This window comes from Rhizobium sp. 05L429 (assembly GCF_056397645.1).
Genome location: NZ_JBFTNV010000040.1, coordinates 48783 through 63816 on the forward strand (window position 1 = coordinate 48783; position 15034 = coordinate 63816).

The 15034-nt window shown below is 60.7% G+C and carries 15 protein-coding genes and 1 pseudogene; 8 read left to right on the forward strand and 8 right to left on the reverse strand.

Features of this window, described 5'->3' with window-relative positions; genetic code table 11:
* Positions 1-41: 41 nt before the first annotated feature.
* Entirely contained in the window at positions 42-1040 is a 999-nt protein-coding gene (locus AC1DNW_RS30775; RefSeq protein WP_113296778.1) for a LacI family DNA-binding transcriptional regulator, read from the reverse strand.
* Between the two features lie 10 nt (positions 1041-1050).
* Positions 1051-2055 carry a Gfo/Idh/MocA family protein gene (locus AC1DNW_RS30780; protein WP_113308291.1) on the reverse strand — a complete coding sequence of 335 codons (1005 nt, stop codon included), beginning with the start codon at positions 2053-2055 and terminating at the stop codon, positions 1051-1053.
* A gap of 201 nt (positions 2056-2256) precedes the next feature.
* On the opposite strand from AC1DNW_RS30780, the gene AC1DNW_RS30785 reads away from it, so the two are divergent.
* The 6 genes from AC1DNW_RS30785 (at position 2257) to AC1DNW_RS30810 (ending at position 7657) form a co-directional block, all read left to right on the forward strand.
* On the forward strand, positions 2257-3549 hold the full coding sequence (locus AC1DNW_RS30785; RefSeq protein WP_113308290.1) for an extracellular solute-binding protein: 1293 nt from the start codon (positions 2257-2259) through the stop codon (positions 3547-3549).
* An 87-nt stretch (positions 3550-3636) separates the two neighbouring features.
* Positions 3637-4524 carry a carbohydrate ABC transporter permease gene (locus AC1DNW_RS30790; RefSeq protein ID WP_113308289.1) on the forward strand — a complete coding sequence of 296 codons (888 nt, stop codon included), beginning with the start codon at positions 3637-3639 and terminating at the stop codon, positions 4522-4524.
* A gap of 1 nt (position 4525) precedes the next feature.
* A complete protein-coding gene (locus tag AC1DNW_RS30795; RefSeq protein ID WP_113308288.1) occupies positions 4526-5437 on the forward strand; it encodes a carbohydrate ABC transporter permease in 912 nt (303 codons plus the stop codon).
* Between the two features lie 19 nt (positions 5438-5456).
* Positions 5457-6539 carry a sn-glycerol-3-phosphate ABC transporter ATP-binding protein UgpC gene (locus tag AC1DNW_RS30800; RefSeq protein ID WP_113308287.1) on the forward strand — a complete coding sequence of 361 codons (1083 nt, stop codon included), beginning with the start codon at positions 5457-5459 and terminating at the stop codon, positions 6537-6539.
* Positions 6540-6555: 16 nt separating this feature from the next.
* Positions 6556-7305, forward strand: coding sequence for a ThuA domain-containing protein (locus AC1DNW_RS30805; RefSeq protein WP_113308286.1), 750 nt, complete (start codon positions 6556-6558; stop codon positions 7303-7305).
* Between the two features lie 70 nt (positions 7306-7375).
* Positions 7376-7657 (forward strand): MurR/RpiR family transcriptional regulator, encoded by a 282-nt coding sequence (locus AC1DNW_RS30810; RefSeq protein WP_162748453.1) that lies wholly within the window; start codon positions 7376-7378, stop codon positions 7655-7657.
* A gap of 11 nt (positions 7658-7668) precedes the next feature.
* Here the strand turns inward: AC1DNW_RS30810 and AC1DNW_RS30815 are convergent, their stop codons facing one another.
* The 3 genes from AC1DNW_RS30815 to AC1DNW_RS30825 all read right to left on the reverse strand — a co-directional run bounded on the left by AC1DNW_RS30815 (position 7669) and on the right by AC1DNW_RS30825 (position 10840).
* The gene (locus AC1DNW_RS30815) at positions 7669-8580 is read right to left on the reverse strand and encodes an SMP-30/gluconolactonase/LRE family protein (protein ID WP_477855322.1); all 912 of its coding nucleotides are present in this window, start codon (positions 8578-8580) and stop codon (positions 7669-7671) included.
* 167 nt (positions 8581-8747) lie between these two features.
* The gene (locus tag AC1DNW_RS30820; RefSeq protein WP_113308283.1) at positions 8748-9569 is read right to left on the reverse strand and encodes an SDR family oxidoreductase; all 822 of its coding nucleotides are present in this window, start codon (positions 9567-9569) and stop codon (positions 8748-8750) included.
* An 83-nt stretch (positions 9570-9652) separates the two neighbouring features.
* The gene (locus tag AC1DNW_RS30825; protein ID WP_113308282.1) at positions 9653-10840 is read right to left on the reverse strand and encodes a phytanoyl-CoA dioxygenase family protein; all 1188 of its coding nucleotides are present in this window, start codon (positions 10838-10840) and stop codon (positions 9653-9655) included.
* Between the two features lie 94 nt (positions 10841-10934).
* Between AC1DNW_RS30825 and AC1DNW_RS30830 the strand changes: the two genes are divergently transcribed.
* Both AC1DNW_RS30830 and AC1DNW_RS30835 read left to right on the forward strand, forming a co-directional pair.
* Complete coding sequence (locus AC1DNW_RS30830; RefSeq protein WP_113308281.1) at positions 10935-11957, forward strand: LacI family DNA-binding transcriptional regulator; 1023 nt, start codon at positions 10935-10937, stop codon at positions 11955-11957.
* Between the two features lie 83 nt (positions 11958-12040).
* Entirely contained in the window at positions 12041-13258 is a 1218-nt protein-coding gene (locus tag AC1DNW_RS30835; protein ID WP_113296790.1) for an adenylate/guanylate cyclase domain-containing protein, read from the forward strand.
* Positions 13259-13538: 280 nt separating this feature from the next.
* Here AC1DNW_RS30835 and AC1DNW_RS30840 read toward each other — a convergent pair whose 3' ends face one another.
* The 3 genes and pseudogenes from AC1DNW_RS30840 to AC1DNW_RS30850 form a co-directional block, all read right to left on the reverse strand.
* Positions 13539-14318: an SDR family oxidoreductase gene (locus AC1DNW_RS30840; RefSeq protein WP_113296791.1), complete on the reverse strand. Its 780-nt coding sequence runs from the start codon at positions 14316-14318 to the stop codon at positions 13539-13541.
* 77 nt (positions 14319-14395) lie between these two features.
* Positions 14396-14791 carry a DoxX family protein gene (locus AC1DNW_RS30845; RefSeq protein ID WP_113296792.1) on the reverse strand — a complete coding sequence of 132 codons (396 nt, stop codon included), beginning with the start codon at positions 14789-14791 and terminating at the stop codon, positions 14396-14398.
* A gap of 94 nt (positions 14792-14885) precedes the next feature.
* Positions 14886-15034: pseudogene (locus AC1DNW_RS30850) on the reverse strand (galactonate dehydratase); the annotation flags it as partial.

Below are 15034 nucleotides of genomic sequence, written 5' to 3' on the forward strand. Positions count from 1 at the left end.
ATCGGTAATCCTCCTCGATGCGAATGACTGGAACCGCCCCCTCAGGCGGTCGAGCCCCAGCGGGGCGTGCAGGCAAGCGTGATGCTGTGCGGGCCTTCATCGCCGGCCTCATGGCGTTCGATCACTTCGACGACGGCGTCCATGAAGGCGGCGTGGTCGAGGCTCAGCGTCGTCAGGTCGTTGCAATCCCAGCCAGCCATGGCAATGCCATCCTGGCCGACGATGGCAATGTCGTTGGGCGTATTCTTGCCGAGCACGCGGCGGGCGGCATCGCGCGCGCCGATCGCCATGACGTCATTGCCGCAGATGACGGCATCGACCTTGGAACGGTGCAGCAAGAGGACCGCTTCCTTGAAGCCGGAATCATAGGAATAGTCACCGAAGGCTTCAGCCTCGAAGGCAAGGCCGTGGCGCGCCAGAGCGTCGGCAAACCATTTGCGGCGCAGCTTGTCGATCCAGCTCGATTTGGTGCCGGAGAGATAGGCAAAGCGCCGTTTGCCGTCGGCGACGATCTTGTCGATGATTTCGCCGGCGCCGGCGGCTCCGTCGATGCGGATGTTGGAGACATCTTCGTTTTCCAGCGGTTCAAAGGAAACGATGATCGGCTTCGTGGTGTGGAAGATATCGACGGCGTCCTGCATCGACACCATGTCGGAGAAGATGACGACGTGATCGACCTGATAGGTCGAGGCGAGCCGCATGAGCTGCAGCCGGTCCGAATGATCGGCGCAGCAGAGAATGATGGGCAGGAGCTGGCGGGCCTGCAGGCGGTGGACGAGAAGCTGCTGCTCCTCGGCCTCGCAGGGGTTGCCGATGGCATTGACGACGAGCGCGACGAGGCGCGAACGCTGGTTGTTCAGCGAACGAGCGATCGCATTCGGCTGGTAGCCATATTCCCGGGCGACGGCGAGGATGCGATCACGCGTGGCGCTGCCGATCCTGGAATCCGGCGAAAAGGCCCGGGAAATGGTGGCCGAGGATACCCCGGCCAATTTCGCCAGTTCCTTCGAGGTGATCCGCCGTCTGTTCGTTCCGCTCATCGTCTTGCGCCTATGCGGTGATCCTGACGGGGGTGCCGTCGGCCGCTGCCGATTGCTTGATTGCATCCCAGAGCCTAGCGAATCTGAGACCCATTTCAACGGAGCCAGAGTTTTCCATCGTTCCGGCGCGGATGGCGAGGAAATTCTTCATTGGATTGCCGAGAATCTCGGCCTCTTCGCGCGGTTCGCTGGTACGTCCGACGCTGATTTCGCGCCAGCCGCCCCAGGCGTCGATCCGCACGATCGCCTTCGAATAGAAGAAGGTGATGTAGGAGGCGCAGCCGGGAGGGCCTTCACCGGCGGCCGTCAGGGTCGCCAGCGCGCCGTTCTTCAGACGGGCGGAGACGGCGGTGGCGATATCCACCTTCTTGCCGTGGTTGTTCATATAGGCGGAGACGCTGTCGAAATCGGAATTGGCGAGCAGGCAGACGGTGTTCATCATGTGCGCGCCGGTATCGAACATGAAACCGCCGCCGGAGATTTCCGGCTGCTGCTTCCAGTGCCCGTCATAGTTCGAAGACCAGCTTTCCCAGATCATGCCGGAAATGGCGATCAGTTCGCCGAATTCGCCTGACAGCGCGCGTTTGCGGGTGTCGAGTACCAACGGAGACAGGCCGCCCTGGAAGGCGGTGACAATGGTTACGCCGCTCTTCTTCTGTGCCGCGATCAGCGTCTCGGCCTCGGCGACCGTGGTCACCATCGGCTTTTCCAGGAAGAGATCGAGGCCGGCTTCGGCGACGGCGGTCGCCTGTTCGGCATGGGAAGCGTGCGGGGTCGAGACATAGATGATGTCGAGTTCGTTGCGGCATTTTGTGAGCAGATCCCGGTAATTGGCGAAGCCCTTCGGCTCCGGCGCACCGGCCGCGGTGCAGACGTCAGTCAGGCGTTTGCGGGAGGTTTCGCTGGTGTCGGCAAGCGCTGCGAATTCAATTTCCGGCATCTTTGCCCAGCTCTCTGCATATTCAGCCGCTTTCAAGCCGGCGCCAATGACGCCGAGGCGTAATTTCTGAGACATCGAAATCCTCCCTGATATCGTTGTGCAAACGATTACACAAACGATAGATCGAAGGCAAGGCATAAATAATACAGTAAAATCAATATGATAATTTGATGCCAGAAAACGATTTAAAAATCGTCTTGTCAGTATTCAGAATGCGTGTACATTTTCGTCGCCGGTGCTGGAGGGCGCCGTAACTCTAAAAAGGGAGGACTTCCGTTGAAGAAGACGGTTATTGGTGGTTTGTGCGCCATCCTGCTCAGCGCTGTTTCGACGCTGGCCCATGCTGAAACAATCCGTATCGCCAATCACGGTCAGGCCGGCATCGACGCCATGAAGTCGACTGTCGAGCGGATCGAGAAAAAATATGGCGTGACTGTCGAGGTCATTGAATATCCGGCACCCGACAAAGATTATCTTACAAAGCTTCTGACCGAACTGGGTGCCGGCAATGCACCCGATCTCTTCTCCATTCCGACGACGGCTGCCGTCGCCGACATGGTGGAAGCCGGCTATCTCGCGCCTGTCACCACCGAATTCAAGGCCTGGGACGGCTACGCCAACCTCTATGATGTTGCCAAGCAGCTCGCCGTCAGCCCTGACGGAGAAACCTATGTGATGCCGTTCATGCTCGGCATTCAGGAAATCTATTACCGCAAGGACGTTCTCGAAAAGGCCGGCATTTCCACGGAACAGCCGAAGACCTGGCAGGAGCTGCTCGATCGCGCAGCCGAGGTCAAGCAGAAGACCGGCTCTTACGGCCTGCTCTTCCCGGCAGGCGTTTCCTGGGGCAGCGGCGCGTTCGACGAAGGCTTCCAGCACCTGATCGTCGGTTCCAAGACGCCGCAGCTCGTAGGTGCCGACGGTAAGCTCGACTTGAACGGCGAAGGCGTGAAGGATGTGTTCGACGTCTACAAGACGCTCATCGACAAGGATCTGATGCCGGTACAGCCGCTGCTCGGGCCGGAGCCCTGGGTCGTGCCGAAGTATGAAATGTTCCCGGCCGGAAAGCTCGCCGCCACCACCTGCGGCTCCTGGTGCTACATCTTCGACTGGGGCCGTGAGAGCAAGAACCCGATCCCTGACGTGACCAAGATTGTCGGCACCTGGACCGTTCCGGGCCAGAGCGGCGGCCAGTATGTGCTTGCCAACCTTGCTGCTCCGTGGGCCGTCAGCTCCAAGTCCGCCAATGTGGAACTTGCCAAGAAAGCGCTGATGGAAATCGGCTCGGTCGAAACGCAGGTCTCCTATGCTGCCCGCATCGGCAACATTCCGGCCAGCAAGGATGCCGCCAAGGATCCGGAATTCCAGAAACTGACGGAACTCGTTCCGATCCATGCTGCTGCTGGAAACGGTGTCTTCCTGAAGCAGGCTTCCGGTTTCGGCACGGTTGCCGAAGGTGTGGCGCGCGCCACCGAAGCCCTGCTGCGCAAGGAAACCGATGCTGCCGGCGCCCAGAAGATCCTTGTCGATTACGTCAAGGAAACGCTCGGCGACGACATGGTCAAGTAAGTCACTGATATCTTCCTCCCGCCAAGACGGGGACGCGGCACGATTGCCGCGTCTTCCCGATTTCATTCGATAAGGTTGTGAGCTTCAATGGCCCGAAACTCTCATGAAAAGCGAACCGAGCGCCAACTCCTGCTGGTTCTGCTGCCATCGCTGATCCTGCTTCTGGCCTTTGTGATCTATCCCGCGCTCTATTCCGTCTATCTGAGCTTCACCAATGAGGCGCTGACGGGTGCTGCGGCGCTGCGGCCGCGTTTCGTCGGCATCCGCAACTACGTGCGCCTTTTCAACGATGCGAAGTTCTGGAATTCGCTGTTCGTCACCTTCGTGTTCGTGATGGGTTCGGCCGTCATCGGGCAGTTCGTGCTCGGGCTGATCTCGGCCATGGCGCTGCGTCGGTCAATCCGCTTCCGGCAGATCTTTTCCGCGATCATTCTGTTGCCGAACGCAGCACCTGAGGTCGTTGCCGGCTTTATGTGGATCTCGATGCTGGCCGGCGGCGAACATGCCACGCTGTCGCGCATCGTCGCCTTCTTCGGCATCGATCCCGCCGACTGGCTGAATGCTTTCCCGCTGTCGATGATCATCATCGTCAATACCTGGCGCGGCATCGCCACGGCGATGATCCTGCTGACGGCGGGCCTCAGCACCATTCCCTCGGAGATTTACGAGGCGGCACGCATGGATGGCGCAACGCCCTCGCAGATGTTCCGCCGCATCACCCTGCCGCTGATGATGCCGACGATCCTGCTCTACATGCTGATCTCGGCCGTCTCCACCATTGCCGTCTTCGGCCTTGTCTATGCGCTGACGCGCGGTGGGCCGGGCGGGGCAACGGAGGTCGTCAGCATCTATATCTATAACCAGTCGTTTACGGCCTTCCAGCTCGGTTACGGCGCTGCGGTCGCGGTCGTCGCGCTCCTCATCTCGCTGATCCTCGGTATCGGCTATGTTCGAGCCATGAAGGTGGAGGTCTGACATGGCCGTTATTTCCCCGAGTGAAGGGGCCAACAAGACCCGCTCCGACCTGCTTGCCTACGCAACACTGACGATCATCTCGATCTTCTGCGCCGTGCCCTTCTTCTGGGTGTTGCTCGCCTCCTTCGATGGCAACGCGCAGCTTTTCCTGCGCTGGCCGGAACAATGGACCTTCGCAAATTACGTGCGCGTCTTCACCAAAGAAGACGGGGCGAAGTGGCTGTTCAACTCGCTCTTTGTGGTCGGCGGCGCGACGCTTATCGTCATGGTTCTGGCAGGACTCGGCGGCTATGCCCTGTCACGCACGCGAGCCTGGTGGAAGCTGCCGTTCCTCTATGCGATCCTGCTCATCCGCGTGCTGCCGCCGACCGCACTCGTCGTGCCACTCTACAAGTTCCTGCTGACGCTGAACAATGCGGAAGCTGCGATCCTGCGGCCGGTCTTCGGCAGCTATGCGCGCGACATCATGCGCTGGACCGGGTTCATCGATGGCTATCTCGGCATCATGCTGGTGCTTGCCACCATGCAGCTGCCGCTGGGGCTCTGGATCATGAAGACCTTCTTCGACGGCTTGCCGCGCGACTATGAAGAGGCGGCGGTCATGGACGGCGCGACGATGATGCAGCGCATTCGCCGTGTGCTGATCCCGCTTGCCATGCCGGGGTTGGCCGCTGCCGGGCTCTTCGCCTTCATGTCGGCCTGGGGCGATTTCCTGCTGCCGCTGATCTTCCTCTCGTCGCCGGAGTTGCAGACGCTGCCGCTCGGTCTCTTCCGCGCCTTTCTGCGCATCAACGAGATCGACTACGGCCTGCTGACGGCTCTCGCCTTCATTTACCTGCTGCCGGCCGTCGTCGCCTTCGGCTTTGCGCGGCGCTTCCTCGTCCAGACTTTCTCGGGCGGTGTGAAGGGCTGAGATCAAGAAAGAGAAACGAATGATCAATCTCAGAAACGTTCGCAAATTCTACGGCGCGCTCGAAGTCATCAAGGGCGTTGATATCACGGTGGAAGACGGCGAATTCGCCGTGTTCGTCGGCCCGTCCGGCTGCGGCAAGTCCACGCTGCTGCGCATGATCGCCGGCCTCGAAGGTATCGACGAGGGCGATCTGGTGCTAAACGGCCAGCGCATCAACGACGTGCCGCCGGATAAGCGCGGTATCGCCATGGTGTTCCAGTCCTATGCGCTCTATCCGCATATGACGGTCGGGGAAAATATCGGTTTCTCGCTGAGCCTGAAGAAGGTGCCGGAAGCCGAAATCAAGAAGCAGGTGGAAGGCGTCGCCGAGATCCTGCAGCTGACGGACTACCTCGGTCGCAAGCCGGGAGCGCTTTCCGGCGGCCAGCGCCAGCGCGTGGCGATCGGCCGCGCCATCATCAAGAAGCCGTCACTGATCCTGTTCGATGAGCCGCTGTCGAACCTCGACTCGGCACTGCGCGTACAGATGCGCGCCGAGCTGCAGCGCTTGCATCGCGAGCTGAAGGCGACCGTCGTCTATGTCACGCACGACCAGGTCGAGGCGATGACGATGGCTGACCGCATCGTCGTTCTCAACAAGGGTGTCGTCGCCCAGCAGGGCGGGCCAATGGAGCTCTATCATCAGCCCGAAAACGAGTTCGTCGCGACCTTCATCGGTTCGCCGAAGATGAACGTGCTGCCGATGACGGCGACGCGCCGGGATGCCGGCAAGGTGCATCTGGAAAGCCCGCTCGGCCTTGCCATCGATCTTTCAGACGCCAATGGCGTCGTGCCGCAGGGCGAAGCGAAGCTCGGCATCCGACCGGAACATCTGAAGCTCGCGCCACAGGGGCAGGGCGATTTTTCGGCCGAGGTCGTCATCGTCGAGCGGCTCGGCGTCGAGACCTATCTGACGGTCGGTTCGCAGCAGCAGCCGATCGTCGTGCGCACCGAGGGCGATATGACCATCCGCCCCGGTGACCGCGTTTCGCTGACGGCGGAGCGCGCCGCCTGCCATCTGTTCGATTCTGCCGGCCGGGTCGTCCGGTCGGCCCAAGCTTGAAACATCGAGGACTCGCATGACAATCAAGGTCACTATCTGGAACGAAGGACGCCACGAGCAGGTCCACAAAGAGGTTCAGGACATTTACCCTGACCGTATAGACGGTGCGATCGCTGCCGGTATCGCCCATCCCGATTTCGAGATCCGCCGTGGTACGCTCGACGATCCGGACGAGGGGCTACCGGACTCCGTGCTCGACGATACCGACGTATTGCTCTGGTGGGGGCACATGGCGCATGAGGAAGTCAGCGACGGGCTGATCGACCGTGTGCAGCAGCGGGTGCTGAAGGGCATGGGCCTGCTGGTCCTGCATTCCGGCCATCACTCCAAGCTCTTCCGCCGGCTGATGGGCACCAATGCAAACCTCTCCTGGCGCGAGACGCCTGAGGGTGATCTGGAGCGTGTCTGGGTGGTCAATCCCTCGCATCCGATCGCCGAGGGCCTGCCGCCCTATTTCGAGGTCAACGCCTCGGAAATGTATGGCGAGCCCTTCGATATCCCGCAGCCGGACGAGCTGGTCTTCATCTCCTGGTATTCCGGCGGCGAAGTGTTCCGCAGCGGCTGCACCTTCCAGCGCGGCCGCGGGCGTATCTTCTTCTTCAGCCCCGGCCATGAGACCTATCCGATCTATCATGACAAGATCGTACACAAGGTCATCTCGAACGGCATCCGCTGGGCGCAGCAGAAGCACACGGATGGCCGCATTCTCGAAAATTGGCATCGCAAGGAGCCGTTGCACGGCCGGCCGGACAAAGTGAAAGCTTAAGCAGTTCCGCCCGCGGGGCTGAGGTCATGACGCCTTTGGCCTCCGCGGGCGGTAACGCATGGAGGGACAAATGCAGACTGTTTCGATGAAGGCTGACAGTGATGCCTTTCTCAGCAAGGCATTCTGGGTGTCCATCCATCGCGATCTGCCGCGGCGGCTGGATACGCTGGCGAGGCTGGCCGCCGAGCGACCTGATGTTTTCGCCTTCGAAAGCAGTCAGAAGATAGCCGAGCGTTGCAACGTCTCGCAGACCAGCGTTATCCGCTTCGCGCATCATCTCGGCTTTGAAGGTTTTGCCGAGATGAAGCAGGTTTTCCAGCAAGGCTTGCGGGCTGCAGTCCGGAAGGAATAGTCCGCCGGATTTTACGGATACTGCGCGCCGTTCGTCGTCGTATAGATCGAATAGACCGAGCGCGTGGCAGTGATGAAGAGCCGGTTCTTCTTCGGACCGCCGAAGGTGATGTTGGAGACGGTCTGCGGCACCTTGATCTTGCCGATCAGCGTCCCATCAGGGGCAAAGCAGTGCACGCCATCAGCCGCGCTCGTCCAGAGATTTCCCGAGACATCGAAACGAAGGCCATCCGGCACGCCGCTGTCGATCGAGCAGAAATAGCGGCTATTCGTCAGCTTGCGGCTGTCCACGACATCGAAGACGCGGATATGGCGCGGGACTTCGTGATTGGAGGAGCCGGAATCGGCGATGAAAAGTTGGCGCTCATCCGGGGAGAAGGCAAGGCCGTTCGGCTGGATGAAGTCGGTAACGACGGCTTCGATCTCGCCGGTCGCGGCGTCGATGCGGTAGACATTCCGCGTCTCCTGTTCTTCCGGAGACTTGTGGCCCTCATAGTCAGACATGATGCCGTAGCTCGGATCGGTGAACCAGATCGAACCGTCGGACTTCACGACGACGTCGTTCGGGGAGTTCAGCCGCTTGCCCTCATAGCTGTCGGCGAGAACCGTGATGCGGCCGTCCGGCTCGGTGCGGGTGACACGACGGCCGCCGTGCTCGCAGGAAACCAGGCGGCCCTGCCGGTCGCGGTTGTTGCCGTTGACGTAGTTCGAAGGCGAGCGGAAGACGGATACCGTTCCATCCGGTACCCAGCGCATCAGGCGTTCGTTCGGAATATCACTCCAGATCAGGCAATTCAGATCGGAAAACCAGACGGGACCCTCGGCCCAGCGGCAGCCTGTGTAAAGCTCTTCCAGTACCGCGCTGCCGGCGATCAACGCGCCGAAACGCTCATCTCTGTTATCATAAAGCTCGTTTCCGGCCATGCCCGATTCCTCCCAGATCGATATTCCACCTTCGTAGCGGCAAACGGCTGAACGTTCCAGAGCCCGGCTGCAGAAAGCGCCGGGCTGCGGACATTCCCGTTTCTTAGTTTCTACGCAATTCCGAACGCAAAACCGCTGCACAGTTTTGCTGGAATTGCTCATGAGGTTTAAAGCGCAGCAACGGGATGCGGCGAACCGTCATAGGCGCCCCAGATCGACTGATCGAAGCAGATGACGGAGCCGGTCATGAGGCCGGATTCCGCAGAGGAGAGATAGGCGCAGGCGCGGGCCACCTCTTCCGGATCGACCAGGCGGCCGAAGGGCTGGCTGGCGGCGGCCTCGGCGAGCCAGTCATCCGAGGCCTTGTGAAATTCCTTCTGGATGCGGTCCTCGCCCTCTGAGGCCATCCAGCCGATGTTCAATCCGTTGACACGGATGCGGTTGCGCAACAGCGCATAGGCGGTGTTCTTGGTCAGCGTTTCCAGCGCACCCTTCGAGGCGCAATAGGCGGCGATGAAGGGCTGACCGGCCTTGGCGGACATGGAGCCGATATTGACGATGGTGCCCTCGATCTTTTCGCGGCGCATGACCTTCACCGCCTCCTGCATCAGGAAGAAGGGTGCGCGGACATTGACGGCAAACATCGCATCGAAGAGTTCAGGGCTGGTATCGAGGATCGTGCCGCGGTCGGTGATGGCGGCTGCATTGACCAGTGCATCGACGTGGCCGAACGTCTGGTCGCAGACTTGGACGACATTCTGCGCATCCTCGACCTTGCCGAGATCGGCCCTGACGTAGACGACCTTGGTGCCGGTCTTTGACGAAATCTCTTCGGCCTTCGCCTTGCCCTTGGTTTCGTTGCGGCCGCAGATGACGATGCCTCTTGCGCCACGTTCGGCAAAGAGGCGGGCGATAGTGGCGCCAAGGCCCTGTGTGCCGCCGGTGACGATGGCAATCTTGCCGTCGAGGCGGGTGTGATCAGTGCTCATATGTCTTTTCCTCCTGATGACATGCGAATGGCCCCTCGCCGGCGGCGAGGGGCTTTGAGATGATTATAGTGGAAGGCCAAGCGTCAGCTCAGCTTCTTCGCCGCCTGTTCGGCAAGTGCCGATGTGAATGCCTCGTCACTCCAGTTCTCGGCCAACGCCTCATGCATCAGTTGCGCCTGGGTCTTCGGCGCGAGGCCGCCGACCGGTGGATCGCGGTCGAGATTGGTTGGAAAGGAATAACCTTCCGCGCAGGAGGCGACGGCATTGGCGATCTCGCCGGCAGAGAGCTTGCCCTTCAGTGCCTTGAGGGCCGGAAAAAGTCCGGCGCTCATGCGTTCGCGGTTGACGGTCTCCATTGCCCGACCGAATGCCGAGGAAACCTGCAGCAGGTTCGCCACGCGCTTGATGTCTTTCGAGCGGTTTGTGCCGGCGGCGTGGAAGAGGGCGGGATTGAAGAAGACGACGTCACCCTTTTCCAGCGGCAGCTGGATATGGTGCTGGTCGAAATAGTCCTTGAATTCCTGGCGCTTGAGGGCGAGGTAGCCCGGCTCATAGGTCTGGCTGTGCGGCAGGAAAAGCGTCGGGCCGCTTTCGAGCGGCATGTCGCAATGGGCGACCGCGCCCTGCAGGGTCAGCACCGGCGAGAGGCGATGGACATGCGCGGGGAACTGCTCGATCACCTTGGAAGACTGGAAACCGAGGTGATAATCACGGTGGGCTGATTGCGCGGCGCCGCCAGGGTTCACGCGATTGACCTGCGCCGTCATCTGATAATGCGGGCCGAGCCACGCCTCGCTTGCCAGCGCCACGATGGCATTGCCGTAGTAGCAGGCGAAGTTCTCGGGATCGGCAAGGCAGTGCTTTTCGAGCGAGTTCCAGATGCGGTCGTTGGCGCCAGGCTTGGCAAAATGGTCGCCGCCGCCGGTCGAGGTGCGGTGCTGCTCCTCGATGATTTCGTCGAAGATCACGCTCGCCCGGTCGATGATGCCGGTATCTTCATAGGCGCGCTTGAAGACCACGACGCCGGGGCCGATGCCGAAAGCTTCGCTGATTTCGGCGAGAACAGCGCGGCGGCCTTCCGGCGTCGAAGCCGCCTCGACGACCTTGCGGCTGTCGTAGATCAATACGTTCTTCTCGACGGCGGAGGCCGTCGGATAGTCGGCAAGCAAGGTGGTCTTCTCGGCAAGGGCGCGGAAATCGGTGAGATCGCAGGCGTCCTCTGTCAGCCAGACGCGATCGGCGCGCAGCTTCTGCTGGTTGTCTGATTTCATCGGGTGCTCCTCCATTTCCGATGAAGGGACTATACGCCGGCTGGGAGCCTGATATAGATCAGGAAACCATCAAAAATCCATCAGAACAGCTGATATGGCCCATCCCTTTCTCGTCAAGGATATCGCTTTCCAGGCAGGTCTCAGCACGGCGACCGTCGATAGGGTGCTGAACGATAGGCCCGGTGTGCGGCGGCAGACGGAGACGCGGGTGAGGGCAGCGATGGCCGAACTCGAAAAGCAGGCAGGCGCCGATGTCGCCGGCCGGAAGCTTGCGATCGATATCGTCATGGAGACGCCGGAGCGGTTCAGCGATGCGGTTCGGGCTGCGTTCGAAGCAGAGGTTGCGACTTTCCTGCCGACCGTCTTCCGCTGCCGCTTCCATTTCGCCGAGGTGATGCGGGCAGCCGAGCTTGTGCAGCTTCTCGACCGTATCCGGCTGCGCGGCACGCATGGTATCGTTCTGAAGGCGCCTGATGTGCCTGAAGTTGTCGCTGCCGTCGCACGGCTGGAGGCAGCGGGCATTCCGGTCGTCACGCTCGTCACTGACCTGCCGAATTCGGGGCGCTCTGCCTATGCCGGCACCGACAATCGGGCAGCGGGCGAGACCGCTGCCTATCTCATCGGCCGGCTGCTCGGGGCTGCAGGGGGCAAAGTGCTGGTGACGTTGTCAAGTGGCCGTTTCAGGGGCGAGGAAGAGCGGGAAATCGGTTTTCGCCGGGTGATCCGTGCGCATTATCCTTCGATCGGCATTATCGAAATCAGCGAAGGGCACGGCACCGATGCCGCGACAGGTACGCTCGTTGCGGCAGCTCTTGTGGACGATCCTGTCATCAACGCCGTCTATTCGGTCGGTGGCGGCAATTGCGCGGTGCTTGCTGCCTTCGAGGCTGCGGGCCGACCGATCTCGGCTTTCGTGGCTCACGACCTCGATGCCGACAATCGCATCCTGCTCGCCGAACGGCGGATCGATTTCGTGCTGCATCATGATCTCAGGACCGATGCGCGCTCGGCCTTCCGTGCGATCATGACGCGGGCGCTTCCCGCCAATCGGACGGCACCGGCTTCTTTTTCGGCCGTCGAAATCGTCACGCCCTACAATATGCCGGCTGTGCAATGATTTGTTCGGGAATCCATCCGGGTTGATTGTCTTTCCATCCGCGGCAGATTCACGCTACAGCTTGCGGGAAGCGAGGAGCGCGCATGGATCATAGCGACGTAGGCACAATTGCAGCCTGGGTGACCGAACAGGGCCTGAATGGCGTGTCTGAAGCAGAGTTGCTGGCTGGCTTTTGCGGGGCCTGCCGCAAGGCTGGCATGCGGCTCGATCGTGCGATGGCGCTGATGGATACGCTTCATCCGGTCCATGAAGGCCGGGCTTTTCGCTGGGACAATTCAGAGGCGTTCGAGGGCGAATTCGAATATGGCCCTTCGAGCGAAGGGCAGGGCCTCGATACCTGGCGCCGCTCGGCTTTCTATTATCTCTGGACGACCGGTACCAAAGAGGTGCGACGCAGGATCGGCTTCGGCGACCCGACCGATTTCATCATGCTGGAGCAGATCCATGCGTCGGGCCATACGGATTATGTCGCCATGGCGCATCGCTTCGCCGAGGCCGGCACGATCGGCGAGATGGACTGCTTCTTCTCGCACTTTTCGACCAAACACCCGGAAGGCTTTTCTGAGCAGGACCTTGTCATTCTGCGCAAGCTGGTGCCGGTGCTCGGGCTGGCGATCAAATGCGTGGCGCTTGCGCGCATTGCCCGCACGATCGCCGAGGTCTATCTCGGCGAGGATGCAGCGCGCCAGGTCATGGAAGGCAAGATCTCACGCGGAAAGTCGGAGCGGATTTCGGCAGCACTGTGGTTCTCGGATCTGCTGAACTACACGAAGATATCTGATAATTCGGCGCCGGAAGAGATCATCCCGCTTCTCAACGAATATAGCGAAGTGGTGATTACTGCGATCCATGAGGCTGGCGGCAATGTGTTGAAGCTGATTGGCGACGGCGTGCTCGCTATCTTCAAAGGCGAGGAGCCGGCAGAATGTTGTTCTGCGGCCCTGCAGGCTGAGCGTCTGCTGCGGCAGAAGCTCGCGGTGCTGAACGCCGCGCGCGAGGTGGACCGGCGGCCGACGACCGATGTCTATATCGGCCTGCATATCGGCGATGTCTTCTACGGTAATATCGGCAGTCAGGACCGGCTTGATTTCACGGTCATCGGGCCGGCCGTCAATGAGGTGAGCCGCATCGCCTCGATCTGCCGTTCGGTCGATCTCAACGTGCTGATGTCGTCGGATTTCGAAGCGGCGATCCCCGAGGCGGAGCGCAACGTTCTCGCCTGTATCGGCCGCTACGCGCTACGCGGCGTCAAGCGCCCGCAGTTGCTTTACACGCTGGAGAGCGGGCGGCTGAACGGCTGATCAGCAAGGCCGTTTTATCTTGATGCAACTGCAAATCGCTTGGTATTTTCGCGCGGAACGCTTCGAGGTTCAGCGAGATTTATCAGGTCTTCGGGGCCTGCATAGGGCGCAGGATATGCAGGGGCATTTCCCTACGTTCTATAGAGAATGTCATATCTTGATAGACATGACTGATACTTTCCTACGTAGCTATAAATAACCCTATGCAGTTTATGCATCCTATGCCTCTGCCGATGATCCTTTCGAGCCAAGGCAATAGTCGCACCCCGCAGGAACAGCCCTAACGCAGCAATCCCTGTCCGCCGTCGATCCAGACGGGCGTGCCGGTAATATGCCGGGCGCGTTCGGAGGAGAGGAAGAGGATCGTTTCGGCGACATCGTCGCTCGACCCGGCCTTGCCGCCGGTGATGGGGATTTCGCCCTCCGGCCAGATGACCGGTACTTCGGTTTCCTCGCGGTGGCGCGTGGTGGTGTTGGCGGAAATGCTGGTTTCGATCGCGCCGGGGCAGACGGCGTTGACGCGGATGCCGTGTTTGCCGAGTTCCAGCGCCAGTTGCTGGACCATGGCGACCTGACCAGCCTTGGTGGCCGTATAGGCCGTGGCGCCGGGTGTGGTGAAGGTGCGGGTGCCGTTGATGGAGGAAACGACGACGATCGCGCCACCGTTCATCTTCAGATAGGGCACGGTGAGATGCAGGGTCAGATAGGTGCCGCGAAGGTTCACAGCCATCGTCTGATCCCATTCGTCGGGTTTGAGATCGTCGATCGGCGCCCAGACGCCGTTGATGCCGGCATTGGCGACGACGATGTCGATACCGCCAAAGGTCTCGATCATCTTGTCGATCGCGATGCGCATCTGTCCTTCGTCGCTCGTATCAGCAGTCAACTCGATCGACTGGCCGCCGGCCGCGACAATCTCCTTGCAGGTCTGCAATACCTCGCTTTCGGTGCGGCTCAGCACCGCGACCTTTGCGCCCTCAGCGGCGAGCTTCAATGCAGTTGCCTTGCCGATGCCGGAGCCTGCGCCGGTCACCAATGCGATCTTTCCCTGCAACTCCATGAGCCGCTCCTTTTGCCTCTGCCGGTAAGGGCAATGAACAGGGCGGCTCTTGGTTCCGGCGCGATCGTGCGAGGAGGCTATTTCAGGAGGCTGTGGCGCAGCGCCCACTTTTCCGGTCCGTGAACGGCGGCGAAGAGCAAGCCGGCCAGAAAAGAGAAGTGATCGACGAAAAAGCCGAATTCGGCCTGGTTCTGCTGCCAGAGGGACGGGCCATGGAAGGAAAAGGCGAGGAAGATCACGTAGATGCCGGCAAGCAGGCTGGCCTCGCTGAAGAAGGCGCCTGATATGAACGCGAGCGCCAGCGCGATCTCGAAGAAGGCGGCGACCCAGGCGAGGAATGTCGCCATCGGAAAACCGGCCGACGTGATGTAGCCGGCGGTCGCGCCGATATCGGCGAACTTGAAGCCGGCAGCCATGAAAAAGATGAAGCTGAAGATGATGCGGGCAATGATGATTGCGATTGCTCTGGCCATTGTGAAATCTCCTCTTTGAGTTCCACTATGACGGGTGAAGCGCCTGATATCCGACATGGCGAATGAAAAAGGACCGCTTTCGCGGCCCTTCTGATTACCATTCGGCGAAGCTGCCGTCTTCGTGGCGCCAGATCGGGTTGCGCCAGCGATGGCCTTCCTTGGCGCGCTCGATGACATAGGCTTCGTCCACTTCGACACCGAGGCCGGGGCCTTGCGGAATGGAGACGAAACCGTCGGCATACT